3 protein-coding genes are annotated in these 5,482 nt (G+C 66.9%); 1 reads left to right on the top strand and 2 read right to left on the bottom strand.

The genetic code is table 11. The annotated features are described in order from the left end of the window. Together mnmG and mnmE are read right to left on the bottom strand one after the other, a co-directional pair. Window positions 1-1,326 (bottom strand): tRNA uridine-5-carboxymethylaminomethyl(34) synthesis enzyme MnmG (mnmG, locus tag ACREC7_RS15550; RefSeq protein ID WP_431556604.1); only part of this gene is annotated, 1,326 nt, incomplete at its 3' end. Window positions 1,327-1,503: 177 nt separating this feature from the next. After that, on the bottom strand, window positions 1,504-2,826 hold the full coding sequence (gene mnmE / locus ACREC7_RS15555; RefSeq protein WP_431556605.1) for a tRNA uridine-5-carboxymethylaminomethyl(34) synthesis GTPase MnmE: 1,323 nt from the start codon (window positions 2,824-2,826) through the stop codon (window positions 1,504-1,506). A gap of 442 nt (window positions 2,827-3,268) precedes the next feature. On the opposite strand from mnmE, the gene ACREC7_RS15560 reads away from it, so the two are divergent. Next, window positions 3,269-5,362 (top strand): thioredoxin domain-containing protein, encoded by a 2,094-nt coding sequence (locus tag ACREC7_RS15560; RefSeq protein WP_431556606.1) that lies wholly within the window; start codon window positions 3,269-3,271, stop codon window positions 5,360-5,362. Window positions 5,363-5,482: the final 120 nt, after the last annotated feature.

Genomic DNA, 5,482 nt, shown 5'->3' on the forward strand with positions numbered 1-5,482 from the left:
GAGCGTAAGGCGATACTCAGCGCGGCTCGTGAACATGCGATAGGGCTCGGCCACGCCTCGTGTCACAAGGTCGTCGATCATCACGCCGAGATAGCCGTCGGCGCGCGTCACGATGAACGGATCGCGCGCGCCTCCCGCCGCGCGCGCCGCGTTGATGCCGGCGAGCACCCCCTGCCCCGCGGCTTCCTCGTAACCGGTGGTGCCGTTGATCTGGCCGGCGAGAAACAGCCGCGGCACAGCTTTCACTTCGAGTCCGGGCGTCAGCTCACGCGGATCGACATAGTCGTATTCGATAGCGTAGCCGGGCCGCTTCACGCGTGCCTGCTCGAGGCCGGGGATCGTGGCGAGAAAGGCAGACTGCACATCCTCGGGCAGCGAGGTCGAGATGCCGTTCGGATAGACGGTGTCGTCGTCGAGACCCTCTGGCTCGAGGAAGATCTGGTGCCGCTCGCGCTCCTTGAAGCGCACCACCTTGTCCTCGATGGAGGGACAATAGCGCGGGCCGACGCTTCTGATGTCGCCCGAGTACATCGGCGCGCGGGCGAGGTTGGCGGCGATGATGGCGTGGGTCGCTTCATTGGTGTGGGTGATGTGGCAGACTACCTGCGGCGTCGAGATTGACTTCGTCAGGAATGAAAATGGTTGAGGTGGATCGTCGCCATGCTGCACTTGCAGCCCATCCCAGTTGATCGTGCTTCCGTCGAGGCGTGGCGGCGTGCCGGTCTTGAGCCTGCCCATGCGCAGGCCGAGACCATAGAGGCGGGTCGAGAGCCCGAGCGCCGGCGCTTCGTTGATGCGACCCGCGGGAATCTTCCGCTCGCCAATATGGATGAGCCCGTTGAGGAAAGTGCCGGTGGTCAGCACCACGGCGCCGGCAGAGATGCGGCAACCATTGGCGGTGACGATGCCGGCGGCGGTGCCTTGCTCGACGATGAGGTCCTCGACCGCGGCTTCGATGATTTCGAGGTTCGGCGTGGCGCGGATCGCCGCCTGCATGGCCTGGCGGTAAAGCTTGCGGTCGGCCTGGGCGCGGGGGCCCTGCACCGCCGGGCCTTTGCTCCGGTTCAGCACGCGAAACTGGATGCCGGCGGCATCGGCCACCTTGCCCATCAGCCCGTCGAGCGCGTCGATCTCGCGGACCAGGTGCCCCTTGCCGAGCCCGCCGATGGCCGGATTGCAGGACATTTCGCCGATGGTGGCGAGGCTGTGGGTGACGAGCGCCGTGCGCGCGCCTGTCCGCGCCGCAGCAGCAGCAGCCTCGCAGCCGGCATGGCCGCCGCCAATGACGATGACGTCGTAAGCCTTGGAATTCCGCGCTTTGTTCATGGGGCCTGTACCTAATGTGTTCCGGGCCTGCCGTCAAAGCGGCTGCCAATGTTTCACGTGAATCAATTCGAGCCTCACCCCTTCGAGACGGGCCTACGGCCCTCCTCAGGGTGAGGGTATAGGCCCTCATGGTGAGGAGCGCCCAAAGGGCACGTCTCGAACCATCAAGCTATTGAATCACTTGCCGATACAGAACTCGGAGAAGATGGCGCCGAGCACCTCCTCGACGTCGATCCGGCCGGTCAGGCGGCCGAGATGGCGGGCGGCGATGCGGAGCTCCTCGGCCTTGATCTCAGGCCCTCCCCGCTCCTCGCGGAACCTGGAAAGGGCTTCCGCAGCGGCTTCGAGCTCGGCCCGGTGGCGGGCTCTCGTGATCACCGCAGGCTCGCCGACAGCAAGCCCCTCCTCGGCGCGTTTCTTAAGGAGTCCAACGAGTTCGGCCACGCCCTCGCCGGTCTTGGCCGACAGCGCCACGCCATCGGCGATTTGCAAGGATTTGACCAGATCTACCTTGTTCAATACCCGGATATTTACGGCATTTACGAGGATATCCGCATATTTGGGCTCCCATTGCGGATCGGTGGCATCGACCATCCAGAGGACGAGATCGGCGTCACCGACTCGCGCCAGCGTCCGCCGCACACCCTCAGCCTCGACCGCGCCCTCAGCCTCCCTTATCCCCGCAGTGTCGGTGACGATCACCGGCAAGCCGGCGAGGTCGAGATGGACCTCGATGACATCGCGGGTTGTCCCCGCCTCCTCCGACACGATTGCCGCGTCGCGGCGAGCGAGCGCGTTCAGCAGGCTCGACTTGCCGGCGTTTGGCGGTCCGGCGATCACCACGCGGAAGCCGTCGCGGAGGCGTTCGCCTCTCCGGTCTTTGAGGTGGTGTGAAATTGCACTGAGCAGCTTGGCGACTGAAGCGTCGGCTTGCACCGCGGCATCGGCGGCGACATCGGCTTCGTCGGCGAAGTCGAGCCCTGCCTCGGCGAGCGCCTGCGCCTTGATCAGCTCCTCGCGCCACGACTCGTAGAGTGCCCGCGCCCCACCCTCGGCTTGGGCGACCGCCTGGCGCGCTTGCGCCTCGGTCTCGGCGGCGATGAGATCGGCAAGCCCCTCGACCTCGGTGAGATCGATCCGCCCGTTCTCGAAGGCGCGGCGGGCGAACTCGCCGGGCTCGGCGAGCCGCACGCCTTTGAGCGACAGCAAGGCGTCGATGACGCGGCCGACCACGGCGCGGCCGCCATGGATGTGCAGCTCGGCGATGTCCTCTCCGGTGAAGCTCGCAGGACCCGGCAGCCAGAGCGCGAGCCCGCGATCGAGCACCTCGCCGGTCCCCGGGTTCTTGACCTTGCGCAAGCTCGCCTGGCGCGGCGGCGGCGGCGGACCGCAAAGCGCGCGCAACGTGTCCCCCGCCGCTTGCCCCGAGATGCGGATCACGGCGACGCCGGCCCGTCCCGGAGCGCTTGCCAGCGCGCAGATGGTGTCGCGCTGGGTCACTGCACGGACCCTCTCCCTCCCCCCTTGAGGGGGAGGGTTGGGGAGGGGGGTTCAAACGAAAAACTTATTGCGTGGTTTACCCCCCTCCGCGCGCCAAAGAGGCGCGCGTGCTCCCCCTCAAAGGGGGAGCGGGGAGAAGACTGCAACGGCCGTCGAAACTGGAGACCACTCGCCTGCATCCCTCCCCTTGATGGGGAGGGTGGCTCAGCCGGCCATCGGCCGGATGAGCCGGGCAGGGTGATGCGCTCGCCCCCCACCCGGCGCGCCATTGAGTTTGCGCTACGCTTCGCTACTTGAGCGCGACGGCGCGCCGACCTCCCCACGAGGGGGAGGTATTCAGACGGGGTACGCTGACGCGTGCGTCGAAATTGGGGACCTTGAGCTTGCATCGTTGGGCGAGTTGCTGCCGGAGTGGGTTATTGTAGAGGCGATTGGAGGCCTGATGACAGACGCCCCCTTACAGGAACGCGCGACGCAGGGAAACCGCCTCGGTCGCGAGACGAGCCCGTACCTGCTTCAGCACCAGCATAACCCGGTGCATTGGCGGGCGTGGGGGCCTGAGGCGCTCGCCGAGGCCAAGCGGACGGGAAAGCCGATCCTGCTCTCGGTCGGCTACGCCGCCTGCCATTGGTGCCACGTGATGGCGCATGAGAGCTTCGAGGACGAAGAGACCGCGCGCGTGATGAACGACCTCTTCGTCAATATCAAGGTCGACCGCGAGGAGCGTCCCGACGTCGACGCCATCTACATGGCGGCGCTGCACGAGCTCGGCGAGCAGGGCGGCTGGCCGCTCACCATGTTCCTCACCTCCGACGCCGAGCCGTTCTGGGGCGGCACCTACTTTCCGAGAGAGGCGCGCTACGGCCGGCCGGCCTTCACCAATGTGCTGAAGGAGATCGCCCGCATCTATCGCGAGGAGCAGGTGAAGGTGCGGCAGAACGCCGACGCGCTGAAAGACCGGCTCGCGCCGAAATTCGATCGGGGGGCGGACGCCGGCCCCGACGCGATCCCCGGCGACGCGGCGCTCGCAGATCTTGCGCGGCGCCTGCTCCAGCTCGTCGATCCGACGCATGGCGGCATCAAAGGCGCGCCGAAATTTCCGCAAGTGCAATTCTTCAATTTCCTGTGGCGCGCCGGGCTCCGCTACGGGCTGCCTGATCCGCTCGAGGCGGTGACGCACACGCTCACTCACATCGCGCAAGGCGGCATCTACGATCATCTCGGCGGTGGCTTCGCCCGCTACAGCGTCGATGAGCGCTGGCTCGTGCCTCATTTCGAGAAGATGCTCTACGACAACGCGCTGCTGCTCGAGCTGATGACCGAGCTATGGCGCGAGACGAAGTCGCCGCTGTTGGCCGCGCGCGTGCGCGAGACGGTGGATTGGCTGTTCCGCGAGATGGTGACGGAGGAGGGCGGGTTTGCCTCCTCGCTCGACGCCGACAGCGAGGGCGAGGAGGGGAAGTTCTACGTGTGGAGCGCGGCCGAGATCGAGGAGGTGCTGGGCGCTGAGGATGCGCGCCTCTTCGCCGAGATCTACGACGTGACGCCGGGCGGCAATTTCGAAGGTCATACTATTCTCAATCGGATCAACAACTTGGAGCTAAGCGAGGCCGGCACCGAAGCCCGGTTAACCTTAATGCGCGAGAAACTTCTGGCGCGCCGCGCGTCGCGCGTCCGCCCAGGCTTCGACGACAAGGTGCTCGCCGACTGGAACGGGCTGATGATCGCCGCGCTGGCGAAAGCCGCCGACGCCTTCGATCGGCCCGACTGGCTCGCCGCGGCCGAGCGCGCCTTCAATTTCGTCAGTGTGCGGATGACGTCGCACGGGCGCCTCAAGCACTCCTATCGCGCCGGCGAAGCGAAGGCGCCGGCGACCGCCACCGACTACGCCAACATGATCAAGGCCGCGCTCGCGCTCGCATCCGTCACCGGCAAACCGGACTACGTCGCGAGCGCGCGGGCATGGGTGGACGTGCTCGACCGGCATTATTGGGCTGAAGGTCACGGCGGATATTTCCTTGCCGCCGACGACACCGGCGATCTCATCGTGCGCACCATCAACGCGCTCGACGACGCGACGCCGAACGCGAACGGCATCATGGTGTCGAATTTGATGGCGCTCTTCTCACGGACCGGAGAGGAGCGCTACCGCGACCGCGCCGAGGCGATCGTGCGCGGCTTCAGCGGCGCCGTCTCGCGCAACGTGTTCGCGCATACCGGACTGCTCACGGGTGCGCTCGATCTGCTGGCACCGGCGCACATCGTCATCGTGGTGCCTGCGGGCGGCGACGCGCGCGAGCTTCGCCGCGCATTGGCGAACGTGTCATTGCCCGGCGCCGTGGTGCAAGAGGTAGGCGCTAGCGTCGCGGGAGCGGGCGCCTCGCATCCGCCGAGCGCGCCGGCTTATGGCAAGACCGCGCTTCACGGCAAGCCGACGGCCTATGTGTGCATCGGCCCGCAATGCTCGATGCCGGTGACGGAGCCCGCGGCGCTGGTGGCGACGGTCAAGGAAGCTCGACAGGTCCGCGTGGCGTGAAGCCGCGACGAAGACTCATACCTCCCCCTCGTGGGGAGGTCCGACGACGCTCGCGTCGTCGGGGTGGGGGGCTTGCTTGAGAGCGACGGACGGCGGCATGGGCTTGTCACCCCACCCGGC

The sequence above is a fragment of the Methyloceanibacter sp. genome, from assembly GCF_050728395.1.
GTDB lineage: Bacteria > Pseudomonadota > Alphaproteobacteria > Rhizobiales > Methyloligellaceae > Methyloceanibacter.

Excerpts from the sequence above, each read along its gene's own strand:
- ACREC7_RS15560 (WP_431556606.1), top strand. The coding sequence starts at position 3,269 with ATGACAGACGCCCCCTTACAGGAACGCGCGACGCAGGGAAACCGCCTC.